Source organism: Streptomyces sp. RLA123, assembly GCF_056270165.1.
Genome location: NZ_JBWDOR010000003.1, coordinates 989,592 through 1,011,886 on the forward strand (window position 1 = coordinate 989,592; position 22,295 = coordinate 1,011,886).

The following is a 22,295-nucleotide window of genomic DNA, read 5'->3' on the forward strand; positions in this document are numbered from 1 at the left end:
CCACGCCGTCAGTCCCGGCTGCCGTGACGGGTACGGGCCCACAGCGGCAGCCCGTACCAGCAGGCCAGGTACCAGAGGACCACCCCGGCCACGACGTAGGGGACATAGGCGCCGTGCGTCGCCACCCGCAGGACGAGCAGCACCGCGCAGGCCATCGTGGCCAGCAGGAGCAGAAGTCCGGCAAACGTCAGCCGCGAGGCCCAACGCACGCTCTCCGGCTTGATCCGCCGGCCGGCGACGATCCGATGGAAGGAGACCGGGCCGATGAGCGCCCCGGTGGCCGCCGCACCGAGCACGACGGTGACGATGTAGATGGTGTGGTCCACCGTGTCCAGCCGCTGGTAGTTCGGGGTGAAGACCACGGTGAGCAGGAAGCCGAAGAGGATCTGCACGCCGGTCTGGGCTACCCGTACCTCCTGGATCAGCTCACCCCACATCCGGTCCGCGCGTTCGTCCTCCGTCTCGTCCCGGCCCCGTTCCTCGTGTCCTTCCGAGGTGTCGGTCATCGTTCCCTCCCGGTTCCTCTGCGCGCGGCTCGGAGCGATATGTGCTTAATATGCGTTTCGCTAAGCTATGTAACATCTCATCAGATTGGGACGACCGATGGCGAAGACGTACCTTCTCCGCGGCACCGCCGCCGCCTGCCTGGCGGCCGCGGCACTCGCGTGGCCGGCCTCGGCCCAGGCCGCCACCACCCCGGCCCGCCCGGCGGCGGTCCCCTCCGTCGCGCAGGACGACGGAAACGGTAGTGGCGACGGCCGGGATCGGGGTGACGACGACAACCGCTTCGGCAACGACCGGGGCGACTTCAACCGCGGCGACTTCGGCCGCGACGACGACCGGGGCGACGGACGCGGCGACGACCGGGGCGACCGCGGGGACGACCGCGGCGGACGTGACGGCGGACGCGGGGACGACCGCGGCGACGGACGCGGCGGACGTGACGGCGGACGCGGGGACGACCGCGGCGACGGACGCGGCGGACGTGACGGCGGACGCGGGGACGACCGCGGCGACGGACGCGGCGGGCGCGACGGCGGACGCGGGGACGACCGCGGCGACGGACGCGGCGGGCGCGACGGCCGCTGCGACGACGACCGCGGCGGACGCGACGGGCGTGACGGGCGTGACGGCGGACGCGGGGACGACCGCGGCGGACGCGGCGACGACCGCGGCGACCGGCGCGGCGGCGGACGTGACGGCCGCTGCGACGACGGCCGCGGTCGCGGCGACCACGGCCGGCACCACTGCAAGTGCGGCCGCCACCACGGCGGCGGCCACGGCGGAGGCGGCAACTACGGCGGAGGCGGCGGCAACTACGGCGGCGGGGGCGGCGGCGGCGGCGGGATCGGCGGCGGCGGGATCGGCGGCGGCGTCGGTGGTGTCGGCGGCTTCCCCGACAAGGACGCCCCGGTCGCCCCGGTCGCGGTGGGCCAGGGGCTCAGCAACCGCTCGCTCTACGACCCGAGCCTGCTCGACGTGCTCTGAGCGGGTCCGCGCACGACGGTCCGGCCGCCCCGTTCGGGGCGGCCGGACCGTCGTTGCCGTCAGCGCCCCAGCCGGGTCCTGGCCAGCGCCGTGACACCGACAGCCGCCAGGGCGATCTGGATGAGCCACTCGATCCAGTCGACACCATCGGTGTCCGCGACCCCGAGTCCCGCGGCGATGGCGCTGCCGAGGAACGCGGCGACGATACCCACGACGATCGTCCACACCAGGCCGATCGGCTGCCGGCCGGGCGCCAGCAGGCGTCCCAGCAGACCGATGACCAGGCCGATCACGATCGCACTGATGATGCTCGACATCTCCATCCCTACCCCAACTCTCGCGTCCCCGCGTTCGAATGTCTGTCTGCCTCCACCCGGATACCCCGGACCGGCGGGTCCACGCGGGCCGGCGTCCCGATCACCGGGCCCCGCTGTTTCACCGGCCCGGTACGGGGCAGCCGACGGCCGGGGGGATTCAGGTACACAGGCCCAGCTCAGGGAGGCCGGCATGGAGACGTCGGGAACAGCCGCCGCGGTGCGGCCCGGAAGCGGGGGGCGGCGCGCGATCCGGGCCGGCGCACGCGCGGGGCTGACGGCCCGTGGGGTCATCTACACACTGACCGGCGTACTCGCCCTGCGGATCGCCTTCGACGGTTCCTCGCAGCAGGCCGACCGCGGGGGCGCGGTGTCCGAGCTGGCGGCTCAGCCCCTCGGCGGCGTCCTGGTATGGGCCCTGACGGTGGGACTGGCCGGGATGGCGCTGTGGCGGCTGTCGGAGGCCGCTTTCGGAGCAGCAGGGCCGGACGGCGGCAAGGCGTCCAAGCGGTTGCAGTCGGGGGCCCGCGCGGTCTTCTACGGCTTCGTCACCTACTCGGTGGCGACCTTCGCGGTGAACGGCGGATCCGGCGGCGGATCCGGAGGATCGGGCGGTTCCGGCGGCGGGGCCGGGGGGTCGAGCGACCAGACCTCCAAGGACGTCACGGCCGAGGTGCTGGGATGGCCGATGGGCCGCTGGCTGGTCGGCGCGGCCGGGCTGGTCCTGGTGGGGGCGGGCGGCTGGATCGCCGTGCGGGCGATTCTGCGCCGATTCCGCAAGCACCTGCGTACCGGCGCCATGTCGCCGCGTACCCGCAAGGTGGTCGAGGCCTTGGGCGTGGGCGGGGGCACGAGCCGCGGGGTGGTGTTCGCCGCCGCGGGCTGCTTCGCCGTCATCGCCGCGGTGCGCTTCGACCCCGGCCAGGCCAAGGGACTGGACGACACCCTGCGGACGTTCCGCGAGACCCCCGCCGGGCCCTGGCTCCTTGCGGCGGTCGCCGTGGGGCTGGTCCTGTTCGGTCTCTTCTCCGGCGCGATGGCGCGCTGGCGCGACGTCTGAGGGACGGCCGGCGCCGGCCGCCGGCGGGTCAGCGCCCCGGCAGCTTCACCACGGTGACGAAGAACTCGTCGATCTGCCGGACGACCTCGATGAACCGCTCGAAGTCGACGGGCTTGGTGACATAGGCGTTGGCGTGCAGCCTGTAGCTGCGCACGATGTCCTCCTCCGCCTCGGAGGTGGTGAGGACGACGACCGGGATGTCGCACAGCGAGGCGTCGGCCTTGACGTCGGCCAGCACCTCGCGGCCGTCGTAGCGCGGCAGGTTGAGGTCGAGCAGGATCAGACCCGGCCGGGGGGCGTCCGCGTGCTGCCCGCGGCGGTGGAGGAAGTCCAGCGCCTCCTCGCCGTCGCGCACGACGTGCAGGACGTTGCGGATCTTGTGCTCCTCGAATGCCTCACGGGTCATCAGCTCGTCGCCCGCGTCGTCCTCGACCAGGAGGACGACGATCGGTTCCGGCTGGGGCGGCACGGTCAAGGCGTCAGTCCTCCAATGGGGCGGGCCGCGCGGCGGCGGGCAGGGTGAAACGGATACGGGTGCCCGCGCGTGGCGCGGGGTCGAGCCAGATCCGGCCGCCGTGATGCTCCACGATCTTCTTGCAGAGGGCCAGACCGATGCCGCTGCCGTCGCCCCCGGGCTCCCCCTCGCGCGGGCGCGGCACGACGCCGAAGACCTTCTCCGCGTAGGCCCGGGGCACGCCGACGCCGTTGTCGGTGACGGCGAAGCCGAGCAGGCCGTCCTCGTCCGGGCCGTCCGAGGTGATGCCGATCCGCGGCGCGCGCTCCGGCGAACGGAAGGCGACGGCGTTGCCGAGCAGGCTCTGCCAGAGCATCGTCAGGAGCGTCGGGTCGCCGATGGTGCGGGGCAGGGACTTCGGCCGCTCGACCGCGGCACCGCACTCCTCGATCGGCACGGCGAGGTTGGCCAGCGCCTGATCCAGCGATTCGTCCAGCGCGACCACGACGTCGCCTTCGTCGGGCCGGCCCGAGCGGGCGAAGGCCAGCAGGTCGCCCAGGAGTACCTGCATGCGCTTGGCGCCGTCGACCGCGTACGCGATGTACTGCAGGCCGCGCTCGTCGAGGCGGTCGCCGTAGCGCTTCTCCAGCAGCTGGCAGAAGGAGATGACCTTGCGCAGCGGTTCCCGCAGGTCGTGCGAGGCGACGTAGGCGAACTGCTGGAGCTCGCTGCCGGCGCCCCGCAGCTGCTCCTCCCGCTGCCGGGACTGCGCCAGTTCGGCGTCGGAGGACTGCCGGGACCCCTCCAGTTCGCGCAGGGCCTCACGCAAGGGGGCGAGCTGCCGCAGGGCCCTGCGGTGCACGAGCAGGGCCAGCCCCGCCGCGGCGAGCAGGAGGAGGCCCAGAACGGCCGCGACGGCCCAGTACGGCAGGGTGAGCCCGGAGCGGTCGTCCTGGGCGGCGGCCGAGGTGCGCGGCGGGACGGCGGACCCGGGCACGCGGCCGGGGCCGGGGGCGGCCTCGTGGAGCGCGGCCGGGCGGATCAGGGCCGGTGGCGAGCCGGGGCCGCCGGCGCCGAGGGTGTACCCGGCCGGCCGGCTCGCGGCCGCGGTGTGCGAGGGCTGGGGGGCGGCGACGCCCGCGACCGCGCCCACCACCACGACCAGGGCGGCGGGCGCGAGGACGATCCGGCCCGCATGGGTGAGCCGCGTGATGGTCATGACGTGATGTCCCAGTCGAGTCGGACGACCGCGACGTCGTCGTCGAAGCCGCCGTGTCCGGCGGCCAGCGACTCGGCGCGGTCGATCAGGGTGTCGACGAACTCCGGCGCCGCCAGCGCGGCGTGCTCCCTGGCCAGCGTGAGCAGCCCGTCCTCCCCGAGCCGCCCGCTGCCGGCCCGGCCCTCGAACAGTCCGTCGGTGAAGAGGGTGAGGGCCTGTCCGGGGAGCAGGTCGAGCCGGCCCTCGGGCCAGCTCCCGGCGCCGGGGATCATGCCGAGGGCCGGGCCGCCGGGGGGCTCGGCGTACTCGACGCCGCCTTCCGGCGTGCTGCGGAGCAGGCCGTGGTGGCCGGCCCGCCACACAGACGCGCCGCGGCGGTCCGGGCTGAGGGTGAGCACGGTGGCGGTGGCGAAGATCTCGGGTGCCGCGCGTTCGGCGACCAGCACCTCTTCCAGCAGGGACAGCTGGCGTTCGCCCGTGACACCGCTGAGGACGAGGGTGCGCCAGGCGATGCGCAGGCCCACGCCGAGCGCGGCCTCGTCGGGGCCATGGCCGGAGACGTCGCCGATGACCGCGTGGACGACACCCTCCGCGGTCTCCACGACATCGAAGAAGTCTCCGCCCAGCAGGGCGTCGGCGCGGCCGGGACGGTAGCGCGCGGTGACGGTGACGTCCTTGGTGCGCAGCATCGGCAGCGGAAGCAGACCGCGTTCGAGCCGGGCGTTCTCCTCGGCCCGCATCTGGCTGGCGTGCAGCGCGATGGCGGCCCGTTCCGACTGCTTGCGCTCCACGGCGTACCTCAGTGCCCGGCCGAGCAGCTCCGGATCCACGCGCCCCTTGACGAGATAGTCCTGGGCGCCGGCGGACACCGCCGCGAGCCCCGTGCGCTCCTCGGCCAGGCCGGTGAGCACGACGACCGCCGCCCGCTGGGTGAGGGCCAGCGCCCGGCCGAGGGCGGCCAGCCCCTGGCCGTCCGGGAGGTGCAGGTCCAGCAGGACGCAGTCGGCGGGGCGGGCGCCGAGGGCGTCGCCGGCCTCGGCGAGGGAGCGCACCCACCGCAGCTCGACCGGCACGCCGCTGTCGGCCACCAGTTCCTCGACCAAAAGTGCGTCGCCGGCGTCGTCCTCGACCAGGAGCACGGCGAGCCGCCGGCTCGTGCTGTCGCCCGGTCTGGGGATCAGCCCCCCAGACGGAGTAAGGGTGTTGCCTTCCACGTCGTCTCCCCACCCCAGCGGTGCCCCTTGCGGAGCGATGGGATCGTACGCGAAGGAAGCCCTGGCCGGGCAGCCTTTGCGACACTGCGGACCCTCATCGATCATTGCCGTCGGGCAACAGTAATACCCTGCAACGGATACACGGAGCACACCCGGGTCGGGAACAGCCCGTTCAAGAAGTGAGGATGCCGTGCGCACCTATGCGCTGCGGCTCCGCCCCTCCGTCACGGCGGGGACGGCGGACAGCCCTGTGGAGGCCGCCGCGCTCCGGAAGGCCGCCAGCCCCTCCAGCAGGGCGCGCCGGGCGCGCTCGGGCATCGCGGCGACCACGGTGGCGAGCTCCCGCTCACGGCGTTCGCGCAGTTCGGTGAGGAGCGCGGCCCCGCGGGGGGTGAGCCACAGGCGCACCTCGCGGCGCGACGTCGGACTGATGTCCCGGGTGAGGTATCCCACAGCCTGCAGCCGGTCGCAGAGCCGGCTCATCGCCGGCGGCGCCGCGCCGAGCAGCTCGCACAGGGTGCGCAGATTGGCGCCCTCGTTCCCCTCCAGCGCGAACAGCAGGCGCAGCTGCGAGGGCGGGACGGGCGGGTCCCCCGCGTCCCGGCCCCGGCCCCAGAGCACTTCCAGCGCCTCGACCATCGACGACGCCTCGGCGACAACGTCCCGGTCGGGCGAGCGACTCGCGGACAAGGTCATCTCCTGGGCGTCATGTCTCGGGCCCGGAGCGGGCAGGAAACGGATATAGGGGTACACATCACGGCTCCCCTCGGCCCTGCCACCGTAACCGACCCTCCCCTCCACCCAGAAGGACCCCAGCGAACGGTGAACACCTCCGATCTCCACTCCGCCGAGCGCGCCCTGCGCGCTTCCGCCCCCCATGCCCTCCCCGACGCCGTCCGCCGGATTCTGCGGCAGCACTACGGCGCGCGTTCGGTGGACGTCCTGCTGGCCGACTACGGCCAGACCGTGCTCCAGACGGTGGGTGCACAGCCCGGCGCCGACGGCGTCGTCCGGATCGCCGCCAGTCCGGCCGGCCGGGCGTTCGGGGCTCAGGAACCGGTCACCGAGGCCGTCGCCGGCGGTGTGCTGCTGCACCTGCCGGTGAGCGTGCGCGGCGACCGCCTCGGCGTGCTCAGCGTCGGGCTCGCGGCCGGGCCCGCCCCCGATGACGCCGATGACGCCGAGGCGGTCGCGGACCTCGGCGAGATCGCCGAGATGCTGGGCCACCACATCCTGGTCGCCGACCGTGACACCGACCGGTATCTGCGGGCCCGCCGCCTCGACCGCCTCACGCTCGCCGCCGAGATCCAGTGGCAGCTGCTGCCGGGGCACTCCCTCGCCCGTCCCGGGTACGCGCTCGGCGCCCAGCTGGAGCCCGCCTACGACATCCACGGCGACAACTTCGACTGGTCCGCGTCCGAGGAGGACCTCACGCTGACCGTCACCAACGGCATGGGCCAGGGGATCGACGCGGCCCTGCTGACCAGTCTCGCCGTCAGTGCGCTGCGCAACGCCCGGCGTGCCGGTGTTCCGCTCGCCGACCAGGCCGTCCTGGCCGACCAGGCGGTCTTCGCCCAGTACCGGGGTGAGAGATATCTGTCGGTGCTGCTGATGCGCTTCGAGCCGGCCACCGGCACCGTCGACGTGGTCGACGCCGGGTCGCCGCGGGTGTACCGGCTGCGCGACGGTGCGGTGGAGGCCGTCCCGTTCGAGCCGCAGTTGCCGCTGGGCATGTTCGAGGACACCCCCTACGTCGTCCAGCGGTTCGAGGTGCGCTCCGGCGACCGGCTCGTCGTCGTCAGCGACGGGGTGTACGGGACCGCTTCCGCGTCCGGTGAGACGTACGGCGAACAGGCCCTGGCGCGGGCGATGCTGGCCACCCGGCTGGTGCCGCCGGCCGATGTGCCGCGGGCCGTGCTGCGCGAGCTTCCCGGCTACCGAGCGGTGCCCGACGCCGAGGACGACGCACTCGTCCTGTGCCTGGACTGGGACTGAGCCAGGGACCGGGAGGTCCGCGGGACCGGCCGGCCGGCCCGCGCGAGCGAGCGGTCATACTGGTGTCATGACCAGGGCGGCGAGCGAGAGAGCGAGACCCCGCGCATGACGCAGTCCCGCGCCGCACGCCAGGAGGGACCCGCGGCGGACGAACCGCGCTTGACGGTCGACGAGTTCGCGGCCCGCGCGGGGACGACCGTCCGCACCGTCCGCTTCTACAGCGCCAAGGGCCTGCTGCCGCCGCCGGAACTGGGCTCGCGCCGCGTCGGGCTCTACGGGCCGGACCACCTCGCGCGGCTGGCGCTGATCGAGGAGTTGCAGCACCAGGGCCTGACCCTGGCCGCCATCGGCCGCTACCTCGACCAGCTGCCGGGCGACATCACCCCGCAGGACCTGGCCCTGCACCGGGCGCTGGTGGCCACCTGGATGCCGGACACCGCGGAGGAACTCCCGCGCGCCCGGCTGGAGCAGCGGGCCGGACGGGAACTGAGCGGCCACGACCTGGACCGGCTGGCCGCGATGGGGGTGCTGCACGCCACCGTCGACCCGGAGGTCCTGCTGGTCAACCCGGCGATGCTGCACCTGGGGGTGCGTCTGCTGGACGTGCCGATCCCCTTGGAGACGGTGCTGGCCACCCGGGAGATCGTGCTCAAGCACGCCCGCGCGGTCGCGCACGAGCTGCACCGGCTCTTCCAGCGCGAGGTGTGGCAGCCGTACATGGCAGGGGAGCCCGACCGGGAGGACCGGGCGCGGATGCGCGGCCTCACCGAGGACCTCCAGCCGATGGTCGTGCAGGCCCTGGTCACCGCCTTCCAGCGGTCGCTGGCGGAGGAGCTGCGGGTGACGGCCGCGGGGCTGGACGGCACGGAGATGTGAGCCCCGAGGGCCGCGGACGCGGCCCCCGGGGCGTGCCGGTCAGCCGTCGGTGAAGGTCTCGCCGCGTTCGGCCTTCCGTACCAGCAGCTCAGGTGCCGCGAAGCGCTCGCCGTAGGCGGCCCGCAGTTCTCCGGCGCGCGCGAGGAAGCCCGCCGGGCCGCCGGGGTAGCCGTTGATGTACTGCAGGACGCCGCCGGTCCAGGCGGGGAAGCCGATGCCGAGGATGGATCCGATGTTGGCGTCGGCGACGGAGACGAGGACGTTCTCCTCCAGGCAGCGCACCGAGTCCAGGGCCTCGACGAAGAGCATGCGCTCCTTGAGGTCCTCGAAGGGGACGTCCGCCGCCCCGGGCTCGGTGAAGTGCTCGCGCAACCCGGGCCACAGGCCCGCCCGCTTGCCGTCGGCATACTCGTAGAACCCGGCTCCGCCGCTGCGTCCCGGACGGTCGAACTCCTCGACCATCCGGTCGATGACCGCGTCGGCCGGGTGCGGCTGCCAGCTGCCGCCGGCCTCCTCCACCGCGCGCCGCGACTCGTTGCGGATCTTGCGGGGCAGGGTGAGGGTCAGTTCGTCCATCAGCGAGAGGACCTTGGCCGGGTAGCCGGCCTGGGCGGCGGCCTGCTCGACGGTGGCGGGGTCGACGCCCTCGCCGACCATGGCGACGCCCTCGTTGATGAAGTGCCCGATGACGCGCGAGGTGAAGAAGCCGCGCGAGTCGTTGACGACGATCGGGGTCTTGCGGATCTGCCGCACCAGATCGAAGGCGCGGGCCAGCGCCTCGTCGCCGCTGCGGGCGCCCTTGATGATCTCCACCAGCGGCATCTTGTCGACCGGCGAGAAGAAGTGCAGGCCGATGAAGTCCTCGCGGCGCTGCACCCCTTCGGCGAGCAGGGTGATGGGCAGCGTGGAGGTGTTGGAGCACAGCAGGGCGTCGGGGGCGATGACGCTCTCGATCTCCTGGAAGACCTTGTGCTTCAGTGCCGGGTCCTCGAAGACCGCCTCGATGACGGCGTCGCAGCCCGCCAGGTCCTGCGGGTCGGCGGTGGGGTGGATCCGGGCGAGCAGCGCGTCGCGCTTCTCCTGGGTCGTACGGCCCTTGGCCAGGGCCTTGTCGAGGAGTCCGGCGGAGTACGCCTTGCCGCGCCCGGCGGCCTCGGCGGAGACGTCCTTGAGGACGACCTCGATGCCGGCCTTGGCGCAGGAGTAGGCGATGCCCGCGCCCATCATCCCGGCGCCGAGGACGGCGACCTTGGTGACGGGGCGGGCCGGGACGCCCTTGGGGCGGCTGGCGCCGGAGTTGACGGCCTGCATGTCGAAGAAGAACGCCTGGATCATGTTCTTCGCGATGGGGCCGGTGACCAGCTCGGTGAAGTAGCGGGTCTCGATGGTGAAGGCGGTGTCGATGTCGACCTGGGCGCTCTCCACGGCGGTGGCGAGGATGTTGCGCTGGGCCGGGTAGGGCGCGCCGGCGAGCTGCTTCCTCAAGTTGGCCGGGAAGGCGGGCAGGTTGGCGGCGAAGGCGGGGGTGCTGGGGGTGCCGCCCGGGATGCGGTATCCCTTGGTGTCCCAGGGCTGCGCCGACTCGGGGTGCGCGTCGATGAAGGCACGCGCCTTGGCGAGCATGTCCTCGCGGTCGGCGGCCACCTCGTGGATCAGGCCGTTGTCCAGGGCGCGCTGCGGGTCGTACTGCGTGCCCTGGAGCAGCACCTTGAGGAGCGCGTCGGTGATGCCGAGCAGCCGGACGGTGCGGACGACGCCGCCGCCTCCGGGGAGCAGGCCGAGGGTCGCCTCGGGAAGGCCGATCCTCGAGCCGGGCGCGTCGAGCGCGACCCGGTGGTGGCAGGCCAGCGCGATCTCGTAACCGCCGCCGAGCGCGGCGCCGTTGACGGCGGCGACGACGGGCTTGCCGAGGGTCTCGATGCGGCGCAGGTCGCGCTTGATCGCCATGCCGGCCGCGAAGATCTGCGGGGCGTCCCCGGGCCCGGCCTTGATCATGTCCTTGAGGTCGCCGCCGGCGAAGAAGGTCTTCTTGGCGGAGGTGACGATGACGCCGCGCACGCTCTCGCGTTCCGCCTCCAGGCGGTCGGCGACGGCCCGCAGGGACTCCCTGAAGGCCTGGTTCATCGTGTTCGCGGACTGGTTCGGGTCGTCGAGGACGAGGGTGACCACGCCGGTCTCGTCCTGCTCCCAGCGGATGGTGGTGTTCGTCGGAAGAGCGGTCATGTTCGGTCGGCTCCGTTGCGGGGTGCGGGACAGGAGGTCAGAGGCGTTCGACGACGGTGGCGATGCCCATACCGCCGCCGACGCACAGCGTGGCGAGTCCGTACCGCTGGTCGCGGCGCTCCAGTTCGTCGATCAGGGTGCCCAGGATCATGGCGCCGGTGGCGCCGAGGGGGTGGCCGAGCGCGATGGCGCCGCCGTTGACGTTGACCTTGTCGTGGCTCAGGCCCATCTCCCGCATGAAGCGCAGGACGACGGCGGCGAAGGCCTCGTTGATCTCGACGAGGTCGATGTCGTCGATGGTGAGCCCGGCCTTGGCGAGCGCCTTGCGGCTGGCGGGGGCCGGTCCGGTGAGCATGATGGTGGGGTCGGAGCCGGAGACCGCGGCGGAGACGATGCGGGCGCGCGGGGTCAGTCCGTAGCGCTCGCCGATCTCGCGGTTGCCGATGGCGACCAGGGCGGCGCCGTCGACGATGCCGGAGGAGTTGCCCGCGTGGTGGACGTGGTCGATCCTCTCGACCCAGTGGTACTTCTGCAGGGCGACGGCGTCAAAGCCGCCGGCCTCGCCGATCGTGGCGAAGGACGGCTTGAGGCCGGCCAGGCTCTCGGCGGTGGTGCCGGGGCGGATGTGCTCGTCGCGGTCGAGGACGACCAGCCCGTTGCGGTCCAGGACGGGGACGACGGAACGGTCGAAGCGGCCCTCCTTCCACGCCTCGGTGGCCCGGGCCTGGGACTCGGCGGCGTAGGTGTCCACGTCGTGGCGGCTGAGGCCCTCGATGGTGGCGATGAGGTCGGCACCGACGCCCTGGGGGACGAAACCGGTGGTGTAGCTGGTCATCGGGTCCATGGCCCAGGCGCCGCCGTCGGAGCCCATGGGGACGCGGGACATGGACTCCACGCCGCCGGCCAGGACCAGGTCCTCCCAGCCGGAGCGGATCTTGGCGGCGGCCATGTTCACGGCCTCCAGGCCGGAGGCGCAGAAGCGATTCTCCTGAACGCCGGCCACGGTCTCGGGCAGACCGGCGAGGATCGCCGCGGTCTTGGCGATGTCGGAACCCTGGTCGCCGAGCGGGGTCACGACGCCGAGCACGACGTCGTCGATGGCGGCCGGGTCGAGGCCGGGCAGCCGGCGCCGCAGCTCGTCGATGAGCCCGGTGACCAGGTCGACGGGCTTGGTGCCGTGCAGGGAGCCGTTGGCCTTTCCGCGCCCGCGCGGGGTGCGGATGGCCTCGTAGACGTAGGCGTCGGTGCTCAACGTCGGATGCCTTTCGGTGAGGGTGGTGGGGGGGTCGTACGGGTCAGTCCAGCAGCGAGCGGCCGATGATCTCCTTCATGATCTCCGTGGTGCCTCCGTAGATGGTCTGGATGCGGCCGTCGATGAACGCCCTCGCCACCGGGAACTCGGCCATGTAGCCGTAACCCCCGTGCAGTTGGAGGCAGCGGTCGGCCACCCGCTTCTGCAGTTCGGTGGCCCACCACTTGGCCATCGAGGCGTGCACCGCGTCGAGCCGGCCGGCGCTGTGCTCGGTCACGCAGCGGTCGGTGAAGGCACGGGTGACCGCGCACTCGGTCGCCATCTCGGCTATCTCGAAGCGGATGTGCTGGAGCCGGGCGAGCGGGCGGCCGAAGGCCTCGCGCTCCTTGACGTACCGGGTGGTGATCTCCAGCAGGTGCTCGGCGGCGGCCGCCGCCGCGACGGCGATGCCCAGGCGTTCCTGGGCGAGGTTGGCCATCAGGTGGAAGAACGCCTGGTTCTCGGCGCCGAGCAGGTTCTCCTTGGGCACCCGCACATCGGTGAAGAAGAGCTCCGCCGTGTCCTGCGCCTTCTGCCCGATCTTGTCGAGGTTGCGTCCGCGGTCGAAGCCGGCCATGCCGCGCTCGACGACCAGCAGGCTCAGGCCCCGTGCCCCGCCCTCGGGGGTGGTGCGGGCGACCACCACGACGAGGTCGGCGAGGATGCCGTTGGAGATGAAGGTCTTGGCGCCGTTCAGGACCCAGTGGTCGCCCCCGTCCACGGCGGTCGTGCGGATGCCCTGGAGATCCGAGCCGGCGCCCGGTTCGGTCATGGCGATGGCGGTGATGATCTCGCCGCTGCAGAAGCCGGGCAGCCAGCGGCGTTTCTGCTCCTCGGTGGCGAGCCCCGTCAGATACGGGCCGACGATGTCGTTGTGCAGGCCGAGGGCGAGGCCGTGGGCCCCGGCGCAGGCGAACTCCTCGGCCAGGACGACCGCGTAGCGGAAGTCCCCGGTGCCCCCGCCGCCGTGCTCCTCGGGGACGGCGATGCCCAGCAGCCCCTGGCGGCCGGCCGCGAGCCATGCCTCACGGTCGACGATGCCCGCCTTCTCCCACCGGTCGTGGTGCGGCAGGACCTCCTTGGCGAGGAACGTCCGCACCGTCGCCCGGAACGCCTCGTGCTCGGCCGAGAAGAGCTCGCGCTGCATGCTGCCTGCCTTCGGGGAGGGACGTCGCGGTCAGGGCCGGGTACGCCGGCCGGCCTCGGGGGTCAGTGCCGGGACGTCCCAGTCGCGGGCGACCTCGGCGGTGTGGGCTCCGGGCCGGGCCGGGGGCCGGCGCAGGCTCGCGGGGGTGGCGGAGAAGCGGGGGGCCGGGGCGGGCTGGGTGATGCCGCCGGCCGTGACGAAGGTGCCGCGGGCGGCCAGGTGCGGGTGCTCGGCCGCCTCGTACAACGACAGTACCGGCGCGACACAGGCGTCGCTGCCCTCGAACACCTCGGTCCACTCCTTGCGCGTACGCGTGGCGAAGCGCTCCGCGATCAGCGACCGCAGTTCGCCCCAGCGGGCGAGATCGCCGCGGTCGGGCGCGTCGTCGGGAAGCCCGAGCAGCCGGGCGAACTCGGCGTAGAAGGCGGGCTCCAGGGCGCCGACCGTCATCCAGGCACCATCGGCGGTCGCGTAGACGGCGTAGTAGGGGCAGCCCCCGTCCAGCAGGTTGGCGGCGCGGCGGTCCTGCCAGGCGCCCGCGGCCAGCATGCCCCAGATCATCGCACCGAGGTGGGCGGCGCCGTCCACGATGGCGGCGTCGACGACCTGGCCCGTCCCGGTGGCACGGGCGTGGTGGAGCGCGGCCAGCACCCCGGTCACCAGGTAGAGGGAGCCGCCGGCGTAGTCGCCGAGCAGGTTGGCCGGGACGGCGGGCGGGCCGCCCGCGGGCCCGATCATGCCGAGGGTGCCGGCGGTGGCGATGTAGCCGATGTCGTGACCCGCGTTCAGGGCCAGCGGGCCGTCCTGGCCCCAGCCGGTCATCCGGCCGTAGACGAGGCGGGGGTTGCGGGCGTGGCAGTCGGCCGGGCCGACGCCGAGGCGTTCGGCGACGCCGGGGCGGTTCCCCTCCAGCAGGATGTCGGCCCGCTCGGCGAGGCCGAGGACGAGCGCGGCACCGCCCTCGTCCTTGAGGTCGACCACGACCGAGCGCTTGTTGCGGTTGGTGACGTCGTGGTCCGGGTCCACGCCCAGCCGCGCGCCGCCGGGCCGGTCCACGCGGACGACGTCGGCGCCGAGGTCGGCGAGGAGCATGGCGGCGAAGGGCGCCGGACCGATCCCGGCGAGTTCCACGACGCGCACCCCGGCGAGCGGGCCGCCCGCCGCCGGGAGGGCATCCGTCGCGGGCGCGCGCGGGTCCGGTCCGAGCGGGTCCGGGCGTCCCTCGGCCATCGTTCCTCCGGCCTCTTCGGCGGGACATGACAGTAATGGTGTAACACTGAAGATGCTATGGAGACCCGGAGCGGGTGACAAGGGGTGGCCGACGTGGCACGGCCGGATGACGACGTACGGGTGAAGGACCTCTGGCGGGAGCTGGGGCTGCCGGGGATCGTGGACGTGCACACGCACTTCATGCCGGAACGTGTGCTGGCCAAGGTGTGGGCGTACTTCGACGGCGTGGGCCCGCTGACCGGCCGGCCGTGGCCCATCGCGTACCGGGAGGACGAGGAGGAGCGCGTCGCCGCGCTGCGCTCGTTCGGCGTCCGGGCCTTCACCTCGATGCTCTACCCGCACAAGCCCGCCATGGCGGCCTGGCTCAACGCCTGGGCGGCGGACTTCGCCGCGCGCACGCCGGACTGCCTGCACACCGCGACCTTCTTCCCTGAGCCGGAGGCGGCGGGCTACGTGCGGCAGGCGCTGGAGTCCGGCGCACGGGTCTTCAAGTGCCACGTCCAGGTGGGCGGGTTCGACCCCAACGATCCGCTGCTGGACGACGTGTGGGGGCTGCTCGCCGAGGCCGGCGTCCCCGTCGTCACGCACTGCGGGTCGGGCCCGGTGCCCGGCCGCCACACAGGCCCTGAGCCGATCCGCAGGCTGCTGGCCCGGCACCCGCGGCTGCGCCTGGTCGTCGCGCACATGGGCATGCCCGAGTACGGCGACTTCCTCGGCCTGGCGGCCCGTCACCCCGGTGTGCACCTTGACACGACGATGGCCTTCACCGCCTTCGCCGAGGCCGACGCCCCGTTCCCGGCCGGGCTGCGCGGCCCGCTCGCCGACCTCGGCGACCGCGTGCTGTTCGGCAGCGACTTCCCCAACATCCCCCACGCGTACCTGGAGGCCGTGGAGGCGGTGGCCCGGCTGGGGCTCGGCGACGCATGGGTGCGCGGCGTGCTGCACGACAACGCGGCCCGGCTGTTCGGGCTCGACCGCTGAGCGGCTCCCGGTCGCGGCATACCGCGCCCTGCCGTGCCGTGTCACCGGCGGGCCGTTCCCGCGGCGCCCCTGCAAGGGCCGGTGACGCGTGAGGTGATCCAGCCGAGGCAGGGACCGCCCGGCTTCGGGACGACCGCCTCGCCGTCCACCAGGCAGCGGTCCGCGCGGGAGGAGGGAGATCGCGGGGTTCCTCGCCCTCCGCCTCGCGGACGGCTCCAGGCGGCCTCGCGGGAGACCCGTTCGCCGACGACGTCGTCCCCGTGGGCGGCCTGCCCCTTCCACTCGCCCGGCGTGCGCACGGCGGAGGGCCGCGGCAGTCCCGCGGACACGGCGTCCGGCGGGAGGCGGCGGACCGGCGGGATGCCGGCCTCCCGCACGCGGACGGCGAGCCGGGTGCCGGCCACCACGCGGCCCCGCCCACTCGGCACACAGGCGCTCCGCGACGGCCTGGACGGCCGGCGGTCGCGGGTACTCCCGGACGGACTCCTGCGGCGCGGGCACGGCACGCTCCTCGTTCGGACCGGCCCTCGGTCCCTCCCTCCGTTGTACTCCCGGGCACACGTTCGGGCGGTGCGGCGCGCGGTCGGCGGACCGGTCGGTACACCATGGTTTGTCCCGATTCTCAGGCCACCTTCCGGGAGCGCAGCCCGATGACTCCCCGCACGCCCCGCCCGCACTGGCTGTTCGGCGACCAACTGGGACCGCACTTCCTCGACTCCGCCGGCGGCGGACCGGATCCCGGAGCGCCCGTGGTGATGATCGAGGCCCGCTCGGTCCTCGCGCGCCGCCGCTTCCACCGGGCGAAGGCCCATCTGGTGCTCTCGGCGATGCGTCATCGCGCCGCGGAACTCGGCGACCGGGTCCACTATGTGCGGGCCGAGACCTACGGCGAGGGACTGCGGAAGGCGGTCGGCAAGGGACCGGTGACCGTCTGCCGTCCGACCTCGCGCGCCGCGCTCGGTCTGGTGACGGCGCTGGACGGGGTCGCGGTGCTGCCCGACCGCGGTTTCCTGGTGCCGGCCGCCGACTTCGCCGCGTGGGTGGACGGCCGGGAGGGCGGGCGGCTGCGGCTCGAGGACTTCTACCGCTGGGTGCGCCGCTCGCACGACCTGCTCATGGACGGCGACCGGCCGGTGGGCGGCCGCTGGAACCTGGACCAGGACAACCGGGAGCCCCCGCCGCGCGACTGCCACGGCGGCGCACTCGGCACCCCGGAGCCGTGGCTGCCCCGCGAGGACGCCGTCGACGAGGAGGTGCGGCACGACCTGGACCGCTGGGAACGCGACGGCCTGGTCCGCTTCGTCGGCCGCGACGGGCCGCGGCGCTTCGCGGCCACCCGCCGGGAGGCGCTCGCCGCGCTGCGCCGCTTCACCGCCCACCGGCTGCCGGACTTCGGCCGCCACGAGGACGCGATGCTGGCCGGCGACCCGGTCATGGGCCACAGCCTGCTCTCCGCGCCGCTGAACCTGGGACTGATCCATCCCGCCGAGTGCCTGGACCGGGCGGAGCGGGCGCTGCGGTCCGGGGAGGCGCCGCTGAACAGCGTGGAGGGCTTCGTCCGGCAGATCGCCGGCTGGCGGGAGTACGTCTGGCACCTGTACTGGCACTTCGGCCCGGACTACCGGCACCGCAACGCGCTGCGCCACCACACCCCGCTGCCCGGCTGGTTCCTCGATCTGGACGCGGACGCGGTGCAGGCCCGCTGTCTGGCGACGGTGCTGGCCCAGGTCCGGGACACCGGCTGGACGCACCACATCCCGCGGCTGATGGTGCTGGGCAGCCACGCGCTCCAGCGCGGCTGGGACCCGGAGCAACTCACCGACTGGTTCCACCGCTGCTTCGTCGACGGCTACGACTGGGTCATGGCCCCGAATGTGACCGGCATGTCACAGTTCGCGGACGGCGGCCTGATGACGACCAAGCCGTACACCTCCGGCGGCGCCTACATCCACCGCATGAGCGACCTGTGCGACGGCTGCGTCTACCGCCCCACGGAACGGACCGGGGAGCGCGCCTGCCCGTACACCACCGGCTACTGGTCCTTCCTGCACCGGCACCGCACCCGGCTGGCGGCAAATCACCGCACTGCGCAGGCAGTTCGCGGGCTTGACCGGCTCGGCGACCTTCCCGACGTGCTGGCGCGGGAGGCCGGGCGCGGCGACGGACCCCCGTGACGGACCATCACGGGACACACCTGTGACGGTGTGCAACCTTCGCCGCGCAGCGGGTACGCGAAGGGGGATGCGCCGCGGCGTCATGTACCCATCAGAGTCGAATTATTACGGAGAGTAGCGAACTCAATGCACTCCAGGCACGTATAGTTACCTGCGTCACACCGGTAACAGGGAACGGTTCGGACTCCCGAGCGAGTCTCATACGTAGAGCCGCAGTTGGGCGCAGGGCCCGGAACCCGCCCGGCCCGGAGAGACAGTGAGGAGAAGCCATGCGACCGTTCGCGCTGATTCATGCCCGGCCGGCTACACCGGAAACGTTCATACCCAACTACACCTACGACTCCGCGCTTCAGTTGAACGTCCTGCCCGACGGACGTCCCGTCATCAGCGACCGGGGGCTGCTGCTCGCCACCGGCGCCACCGTCTCCACCGCGGGCTCCAAGACGCACTTCGACGACTGACCGCCCCTGCCCACCCGCCGCCCATGACCGTCCTGATCCTCACCTCCCCCGAAGACGTGACAGCCGACCTGGTGGTCGCCGCGCTGCACGACCGCGGGGCACCCGTCGTGCGCCTGGACCCCGCCGAACTGCCCGGCGAGGTCTCCATGTCGGCCGAGTACGTGCGCGGCGACGTGCACGGCTACCTGTCCGTCCACGAGCGCCTGGTCAGCATGAGCAGCCTGCGCTCCATCTGGATCCGCAGGCCCGGCACGCCCGGCTCCGGAGCCGTCGAGCAGTCCGAGTGGCTGTCCGCGGAGACCGGACGGGCGCTGTACGGGGCCCTGCGCTGCGTGCGGGCGCGATGGATGAACCATCCCTCCGCCGCGGAGCAGGCCCGTTACAAGCCCTGGCAGTTGTTCACCGCGCACCACGCGGGGTTCGCGGTCCCGGCCACCTTGATCACCACCTTCCCGCAGGCGGCAAGGGAGTTCGCCGAGCAGCATCCGCACCTGGTGGTCAAGTCCGTCTCCGGCACGCACCCGGGCAATCCGCCGCTGGCCCTGCCGACCACCCTGGTCGCCCCCGATGCCGACTTCTCCGCGGTCGCGGCGGGCCCCACCCTGCTGCAGGAGTACATCCGCAAGGCCGCCGACGTCCGTCTGACCTGCGTGGGGAACCGGCTGTTCACCGCCCGCAAGAAGTCCGGCCCCGACCAGGTCGACGGGCGCTTCGGCAGCCCGGACGACGCGCGGTGGGAACCCGTCGCGGCACCCGCCCGGATCGCGCGCGCCGTGCGCGCGTTCATGGACGCCGCCCAACTGGCTTACGGTGCCTTCGACTTCGCCGAGGACGACGACGGCACCTGGTGGTTCCTGGAGTGCAACCAGGGCGGCCAGTTCGGCTTCGTCGAGCTGGCGACCGGGCTGCCGATCACGGACGCGATCTCGGGCTGGCTGGCGCCCGACACGGGCTGACCGGGACGCGCGCCTGACGGACCGTCATGACATCGTGTCAGGACTCCCGGATGCCCCAAGGGGACCCGTAGCCGGTCAGCAGGTCCAGGAAGGGCCGCGGCGCGAACGCCTCGGGCCCGAGCACCCCGGATCCGGCCCAGGCTCCGGAGGCCATCAACTCCATTGCCACCACGGGGTTGACGGCGGTCTGCCAGACGACGGCCTGGGAGCCGTACTCGCGCATCGACCACTGGTTGTCGACCACGTGGTACAGGTACACCTCGCGCGGCCGGCCGTCCCGTGTCCCGGTGACCCACGTCCCGGCGCACGTCTTGCCGTGCATGCGCTCGCCCAGCGCGGCGGGGTCGGGCAGGCAGGCGGCCACGACATCGCGCGGGCTGACCCGGACCTGGCCGTCCCGGCCCGCCACCGTGACGGGCCCTGTGCGGTCCAGGCCCAGTTGGTGGAGGGTCCTGAGGGTGCCGATGAACTCCTCGCCCAGCCCGTACTTGAAGGTCACCCGCCGGGCGTCCACCCAGCGCGGCATCAGCAGCACCTCTTCGTGCTCGACGTTGACACAGCTGACCGGGCCGATGCCCTCGGGGAAGTCGAAGACCTCCGGCTCACTGAAGGGCGCCGTGGTGAACCAGCCGCGGCCCTCCTCGTAGACCACCGGAGGGTTCAGGCACTCCTCGATCGTGGTCCAGATGCTGAACGAGGGCGCGAAGTCGTAGCCGTCGACGGTGAGGTTCGCGCCGTCCCGCACCCCTAGTTCGTCGATGGTGTCGAAGAGTTCGTCGGCCGCGTAACGGGCGAAGACGTCCGACAGCCCCGGCTCGACGCCCATGCCGACCAGCGCCAGCCGCCCGGCCCTCTCCCACTCCGCGGCCCGCTCGAACTGCTCGTCGCCGAGCTTGACGCCGCACTCCTCGTACGGGCGCTCCGGGTGCGGGCGGGACAGCGACATCGCCATGTCGAGATAGTCGGCGCCCGCCGCGAGCGCCGCGCCGAACAGCGGCATCACGAACCGCGGGTCGGTGGCGTTGAGCAGCACGTCGCAGCGGTGCGCGGCGAGCAGCGCGGTCACTGCGGCCTCGTCGGACGCGTCGGCCCGGGCGGCGGTGAACCGGGTGTCACCGCCGGCGGACACGGCGGCGACGGCGGCCTCCGCGCGTGCCAGGTCGCGGTCGGCGACCACCATCGCCTCGAAGAACTCCCGCCGGGCCGCGATCCGGGTGATCGCGGTGCCCACGCCGCCGGCTCCCACAAGCAGTACTCGCATGGCTGACCAGTCTCCGTTCCCGAGGCGGTGCCGCCTCTGACAGGGGTGACCCGATGGACCCGATCGAACGCCCTGCCCGTTCCTACGGTCAATGGCGTTGGCATAAGGTCGCCACAGCGTCCGGACAGCGTGCGAGGGAGGCGGCCGTGCCGAAGAAACCGGTCCCGGAAGCGGACCGCAGGCGCCGCCGCCCCACCCGCGGCGGAGCCGTCCTGTCGCACCGGCTGATCGTCGACACCGCGCTGCGCGTGCTCCGCGAGCACGGCAGCGCGGGTCTGACCGCGCGGCGGCTCGGCACGGCTCTCGGCGCGGACCCCAGCGCCCTCTACCGCTACTTCCGGGGCATGGACGACCTGATCCTGGCCATCGCCGACGACCTCATGGGCCGCGCCGTCGACGGCTGGCAGGGCACCGGCGCCTGGCGCGCCGACCTGCGCGACCTGGGCCTGCGCGTCCACTCCGCGTACCAGGCCCACCCCCAGGCGGCCGTGCTGACCGCCGGCCGTGTCTCTGGCCGCCCCCATGAGACCGCCGCGGACGAGACCATCCTCGGCATCCTCCGCACGGCCGGGTTCCCCGACCCCGACGCGGTCGCCGTCTACCAGGCCTTCATCGACCAGGCCCTGGCCTTCGCCGCCCTCGACGCGGCCACCCTCGCCCTCCCCGCGGCCGCCCGCGAGGCCGACCACGCCGTATGGGGCGCCACCTATGCCCGTCTCCCCGCCCGCACCCATCCGCACATCGCCGCCACCGCCGGCCTGCTGGTCGCCCGTATGAACCGCAGCGCCTACCCCACCGCACTGGAGATGTTCCTCGACAGCGCCGAGAGCCGCCTGACGCGGGCACGCGCCGGCGCGGCACCGGGTCCGCCGGACCGCCGTCCCTGAGGCCGCGGCCCGGGCCCCGGGCGGGATTCACCAACGTGCTGCTGTTCGAGCCGCTGGGCCCGGCCGTCGCCCGCGCCCGTCCGGCCCGGCGGGCCCTGGGCCTGGCGGCCGCCGGCTGCGTCCTGCCCCTCGCCATCGAGACCGTGCGGTACGAGGTCGTGCGGCTGATGCGTGCCGCCGACGCCCAGGACATCGCCGACAACCTCTGCGGCCTGCCCGCCGGCCTGCTCCTCGGCATGGTCACGCGTCCCCTCGTCCGCCGCACCTCCGTCTCCCCCGGCTTCCCCCTCCCGCGTGCCGTCCCACTCGCCCCGCTCCCCGGACCGCGAGTTCCCGCCGGAGGCGTGACACAGGACACGTACGAAACGGTTTCGTTTCGGTGTGCACTGCCCTAGGCTCAGATGAGTACGAAACCGTTTCGTTTAGATCGGTGGGACACCATGTCCGAAGCCTCCGTGGAGCGCCGCTCCCGCCTCACGCCCGAGCGGGAGGAGGAGCTGTACACCAGCACGCTGGACCTGCTCCGCGAGGTCGGCTACGAGGCCCTCACCATGGACTCGCTCGCCACCCGCTCGCGCTGCAGCAAGGCGACCCTCTACCGCCAGTGGGGCGGCAAGGCCCAACTGGTGGCAAGGGCGCTGCGGCACCAGAAACCGGTGCACGCCGCCGACATCGACACCGGGAGCCTGCGCGGGGACTTCCACGCGATGCTCACCGTCGAGGACGACAGCCGGCTGGCGCGCGACTTCGCGCTCATGCGCGGGCTGGCGATGGCGATGCACGCCAACCCCGACCTGCTGCGCGCCTTCCGCGAGCTGATGGTCGAACCGGAGCGCAGCGGTCTGAACGCCGTACTGAGGCGGGCCGTCGACCGCGGCGAGGTCCGCGCCGACAACCCCGCGCTCGACTACCTCATGCACATGCTCGTGGGCGCCTTCGCCACCCGCGCCGTGATCGAGGACCGGCCCCCGACGGTGGCCTACCTGACCGCCTATCTGGACGCCGTGATCCTGCCCGCGCTCGGTGTCGCCCCCGTCGGTGACGGTGCGCCCGCCGGCTAGCCC

At 73.3% G+C, this 22,295-nt stretch carries 23 protein-coding genes; 11 read left to right on the top strand and 12 right to left on the bottom strand.

Features of this window, described 5'->3' with window-relative positions; translation table 11 throughout:
- Positions 1–8: 8 nt before the first annotated feature.
- Entirely contained in the window at positions 9–506 is a 498-nt protein-coding gene (locus RV983_RS04540) for a DUF6328 family protein (RefSeq protein WP_475984465.1), read from the bottom strand.
- 97 nt (positions 507–603) lie between these two features.
- Between RV983_RS04540 and RV983_RS04545 the strand changes: the two genes are divergently transcribed.
- Positions 604–1,488 (top strand): hypothetical protein, encoded by an 885-nt coding sequence (locus tag RV983_RS04545; protein WP_475984466.1) that lies wholly within the window; start codon positions 604–606, stop codon positions 1,486–1,488.
- A gap of 59 nt (positions 1,489–1,547) precedes the next feature.
- Here the strand turns inward: RV983_RS04545 and RV983_RS04550 are convergent, their stop codons facing one another.
- On the bottom strand, positions 1,548–1,811 hold the full coding sequence (locus tag RV983_RS04550) for a GlsB/YeaQ/YmgE family stress response membrane protein (RefSeq protein ID WP_475984467.1): 264 nt from the start codon (positions 1,809–1,811) through the stop codon (positions 1,548–1,550).
- A 184-nt stretch (positions 1,812–1,995) separates the two neighbouring features.
- Here RV983_RS04550 and RV983_RS04555 point away from each other — a divergent pair, with 184 nt between their 5' ends.
- On the top strand, positions 1,996–2,862 hold the full coding sequence (locus RV983_RS04555; RefSeq protein WP_475984468.1) for a DUF1206 domain-containing protein: 867 nt from the start codon (positions 1,996–1,998) through the stop codon (positions 2,860–2,862).
- Positions 2,863–2,890: 28 nt separating this feature from the next.
- Here the strand turns inward: RV983_RS04555 and RV983_RS04560 are convergent, their stop codons facing one another.
- From RV983_RS04560 to RV983_RS04575, 4 genes are all read right to left on the bottom strand, one after another.
- Positions 2,891–3,337, bottom strand: a complete 447-nt coding sequence (locus tag RV983_RS04560; protein ID WP_475984469.1) for a response regulator — start codon at positions 3,335–3,337, stop codon at positions 2,891–2,893.
- A 4-nt stretch (positions 3,338–3,341) separates the two neighbouring features.
- Positions 3,342–4,535, bottom strand: a complete 1,194-nt coding sequence (locus RV983_RS04565; RefSeq protein WP_475984470.1) for a sensor histidine kinase — start codon at positions 4,533–4,535, stop codon at positions 3,342–3,344.
- Positions 4,532–5,749 (bottom strand): PP2C family protein-serine/threonine phosphatase, encoded by a 1,218-nt coding sequence (locus RV983_RS04570; protein ID WP_475984471.1) that lies wholly within the window; start codon positions 5,747–5,749, stop codon positions 4,532–4,534. The genes RV983_RS04565 and RV983_RS04570 overlap by 4 nt, the downstream gene beginning before the upstream one ends.
- A gap of 198 nt (positions 5,750–5,947) precedes the next feature.
- On the bottom strand, positions 5,948–6,445 hold the full coding sequence (locus RV983_RS04575) for a MarR family winged helix-turn-helix transcriptional regulator (protein WP_475984472.1): 498 nt from the start codon (positions 6,443–6,445) through the stop codon (positions 5,948–5,950).
- A 126-nt stretch (positions 6,446–6,571) separates the two neighbouring features.
- Between RV983_RS04575 and RV983_RS04580 the strand changes: the two genes are divergently transcribed.
- Both RV983_RS04580 and RV983_RS04585 read left to right on the top strand, forming a co-directional pair.
- Complete coding sequence (locus tag RV983_RS04580; protein ID WP_475984473.1) at positions 6,572–7,744, top strand: PP2C family protein-serine/threonine phosphatase; 1,173 nt, start codon at positions 6,572–6,574, stop codon at positions 7,742–7,744.
- A 105-nt stretch (positions 7,745–7,849) separates the two neighbouring features.
- Positions 7,850–8,620, top strand: coding sequence for a MerR family transcriptional regulator (locus RV983_RS04585; protein ID WP_475984474.1), 771 nt, complete (start codon positions 7,850–7,852; stop codon positions 8,618–8,620).
- A 39-nt stretch (positions 8,621–8,659) separates the two neighbouring features.
- Here the strand turns inward: RV983_RS04585 and RV983_RS04590 are convergent, their stop codons facing one another.
- From RV983_RS04590 to RV983_RS04605, 4 genes are read right to left on the bottom strand one after another with little or no spacing between them, the layout of a single operon-like run.
- Positions 8,660–10,843 carry a 3-hydroxyacyl-CoA dehydrogenase NAD-binding domain-containing protein gene (locus RV983_RS04590; protein WP_475984475.1) on the bottom strand — a complete coding sequence of 728 codons (2,184 nt, stop codon included), beginning with the start codon at positions 10,841–10,843 and terminating at the stop codon, positions 8,660–8,662.
- Positions 10,844–10,880: 37 nt separating this feature from the next.
- Entirely contained in the window at positions 10,881–12,095 is a 1,215-nt protein-coding gene (locus RV983_RS04595; protein WP_475984476.1) for an acetyl-CoA C-acetyltransferase, read from the bottom strand.
- Between the two features lie 43 nt (positions 12,096–12,138).
- A complete protein-coding gene (locus RV983_RS04600; protein ID WP_475984477.1) occupies positions 12,139–13,281 on the bottom strand; it encodes an acyl-CoA dehydrogenase family protein in 1,143 nt (380 codons plus the stop codon).
- Between the two features lie 30 nt (positions 13,282–13,311).
- The gene (locus RV983_RS04605) at positions 13,312–14,511 is read right to left on the bottom strand and encodes a CaiB/BaiF CoA transferase family protein (protein ID WP_475984478.1); all 1,200 of its coding nucleotides are present in this window, start codon (positions 14,509–14,511) and stop codon (positions 13,312–13,314) included.
- 93 nt (positions 14,512–14,604) lie between these two features.
- Here RV983_RS04605 and RV983_RS04610 point away from each other — a divergent pair, with 93 nt between their 5' ends.
- Complete coding sequence (locus tag RV983_RS04610) at positions 14,605–15,492, top strand: amidohydrolase family protein (protein ID WP_475984479.1); 888 nt, start codon at positions 14,605–14,607, stop codon at positions 15,490–15,492.
- A 41-nt stretch (positions 15,493–15,533) separates the two neighbouring features.
- Here RV983_RS04610 and RV983_RS04615 read toward each other — a convergent pair whose 3' ends face one another.
- Positions 15,534–15,920, bottom strand: a complete 387-nt coding sequence (locus tag RV983_RS04615) for a DUF427 domain-containing protein (RefSeq protein WP_475984480.1) — start codon at positions 15,918–15,920, stop codon at positions 15,534–15,536.
- Positions 15,921–16,142: 222 nt separating this feature from the next.
- Between RV983_RS04615 and RV983_RS04620 the strand changes: the two genes are divergently transcribed.
- The 3 genes from RV983_RS04620 (at position 16,143) to tgmB (ending at position 19,083) form a co-directional block, all read left to right on the top strand.
- Positions 16,143–17,666 (top strand): cryptochrome/photolyase family protein, encoded by a 1,524-nt coding sequence (locus RV983_RS04620; RefSeq protein ID WP_475984481.1) that lies wholly within the window; start codon positions 16,143–16,145, stop codon positions 17,664–17,666.
- Between the two features lie 269 nt (positions 17,667–17,935).
- The gene (gene tgmA, locus RV983_RS04625; protein WP_475984482.1) at positions 17,936–18,127 is read left to right on the top strand and encodes a putative ATP-grasp-modified RiPP; all 192 of its coding nucleotides are present in this window, start codon (positions 17,936–17,938) and stop codon (positions 18,125–18,127) included.
- Between the two features lie 23 nt (positions 18,128–18,150).
- Positions 18,151–19,083: an ATP-grasp ribosomal peptide maturase gene (gene tgmB, locus RV983_RS04630; RefSeq protein WP_475984483.1), complete on the top strand. Its 933-nt coding sequence runs from the start codon at positions 18,151–18,153 to the stop codon at positions 19,081–19,083.
- A 37-nt stretch (positions 19,084–19,120) separates the two neighbouring features.
- Here the strand turns inward: tgmB and RV983_RS04635 are convergent, their stop codons facing one another.
- Positions 19,121–20,344: a saccharopine dehydrogenase family protein gene (locus tag RV983_RS04635; RefSeq protein ID WP_475984484.1), complete on the bottom strand. Its 1,224-nt coding sequence runs from the start codon at positions 20,342–20,344 to the stop codon at positions 19,121–19,123.
- Between the two features lie 146 nt (positions 20,345–20,490).
- Between RV983_RS04635 and RV983_RS04640 the strand changes: the two genes are divergently transcribed.
- From RV983_RS04640 to RV983_RS04650, 3 genes are read left to right on the top strand one after another with little or no spacing between them, the layout of a single operon-like run.
- Complete coding sequence (locus RV983_RS04640; RefSeq protein WP_475984485.1) at positions 20,491–21,231, top strand: TetR/AcrR family transcriptional regulator; 741 nt, start codon at positions 20,491–20,493, stop codon at positions 21,229–21,231.
- A 35-nt stretch (positions 21,232–21,266) separates the two neighbouring features.
- Complete coding sequence (locus RV983_RS04645; protein WP_475984486.1) at positions 21,267–21,626, top strand: hypothetical protein; 360 nt, start codon at positions 21,267–21,269, stop codon at positions 21,624–21,626.
- Between the two features lie 45 nt (positions 21,627–21,671).
- Positions 21,672–22,292 (top strand): TetR/AcrR family transcriptional regulator, encoded by a 621-nt coding sequence (locus RV983_RS04650; RefSeq protein ID WP_475984487.1) that lies wholly within the window; start codon positions 21,672–21,674, stop codon positions 22,290–22,292.
- Positions 22,293–22,295: the final 3 nt, after the last annotated feature.